General features: G+C 68.2%; 1 protein-coding gene. It reads right to left on the bottom strand.

Annotated elements, in window-relative coordinates:
- Positions 1-28: 28 nt before the first annotated feature.
- Positions 29-1,138, bottom strand: coding sequence for an S-(hydroxymethyl)glutathione dehydrogenase/class III alcohol dehydrogenase (locus tag D2K64_RS23695; protein WP_120010886.1), 1,110 nt, complete (start codon positions 1,136-1,138; stop codon positions 29-31).
- Between the last annotated feature and the right edge of the window lie 21 nt (positions 1,139-1,159).

Below are 1,159 nucleotides of genomic sequence, written 5' to 3'. Positions count from 1 at the left end.
TTCCCCCCTCCTTCCGGCGCCGTGGAGGTCAGTACAGCACGACGCCGCGGATGGACTCGCCGCGGGTCATCAACTCGAAGCCCTCGTTGATCCGCTCGAGCGGCATGGTGTGGGTGATCAGCTCGTCGATGTTGATCTTGCCGTCCATGTACCAGTCGACGATCTTCGGCACGTCGGTGCGCCCGCGCGCGCCGCCGAAGGCCGAGCCGATCCAGCGCCGCCCGGTGACCAGCTGGAACGGCCGCGTCGCGATCTCCTTGCCCGCCTCGGCCACGCCGATGATGGTGGAAACGCCCCAGCCCTTGTGGCAGCACTCCAGCGCCTGGCGCATCAGCGTGGTGTTGCCCACGCATTCGAAGCTGTAATCGGCACCGCCCCCGGTCAGCTCCACCAGATGGCCCACCAGGTCGCCCTCGACCTCCTTCGGATTGACGAAATGCGTCATGCCGAAGCGCCGCGCCATCGCCTCCCGCCCCGGGTTGATGTCCACGCCGATGATCTTGTCGGCGCCCACCATGCGCGCGCCCTGGATCACGTTCAGCCCGATGCCGCCGAGGCCGAACACCACCACGTTGGAGCCCGGCTCCACCTTGGCGGTGAACAGCACCGCGCCGAGGCCCGTGGTGACGCCGCAGCCGATGTAGCAGACCTTGTCGAACGGCGCGTCCGCGCGGATCTTGGCCAGCGCGATCTCCGGCACCACCGTGTGGTTGGCAAAGGTCGAGGTGCCCATGTAGTGGTGGATCGGCTTGCCGCGGCAGGAAAACCGGCTGGTGCCGTCCGGCATCTGCCCGCGCCCCTGCGTCACCCGGATCCGCTGGCACAGATTGGTCTTGCGGCTCAGGCAGTAGTCGCATTCGCGGCATTCCGGCGTGTACAGCGGGATCACGTGGTCGCCCGGCCGCAGCGAACTCACCCCCGCGCCCACCTCCAGCACCACCCCCGCACCCTCATGCCCGAGGATCGCCGGAAAAATCCCCTCCGGATCCGCCCCCGACAGCGTGTACTTGTCGGTGTGGCACAGCCCCGTGGCCTTCACCTCCACCAGAACCTCGCCCGCCCGCGGACCCTCCAGATCCACATCCTCCACCACCAGCGGCTTGCCCGCCTCCCACGCCACCGCCGCTACCGTCCTCATGCCCAAACCTCCCTCATGGCT

It is taken from the genome of Teichococcus vastitatis, from assembly GCF_003604215.1.
GTDB classification, from domain to species: domain Bacteria; phylum Pseudomonadota; class Alphaproteobacteria; order Acetobacterales; family Acetobacteraceae; genus Pseudoroseomonas; species Pseudoroseomonas vastitatis.
Note: the sequence above shows the minus strand (reverse complement) of the source record. Positions and strands in the feature narration are given on the sequence as shown.

Coding starts and splice junctions, on each gene's coding strand:
- D2K64_RS23695 (WP_120010886.1), bottom strand. CDS start 1,138: ATGAGGACGGTAGCGGCGGTGGCGTGGGAGGCGGGCAAGCCGCTGGTG.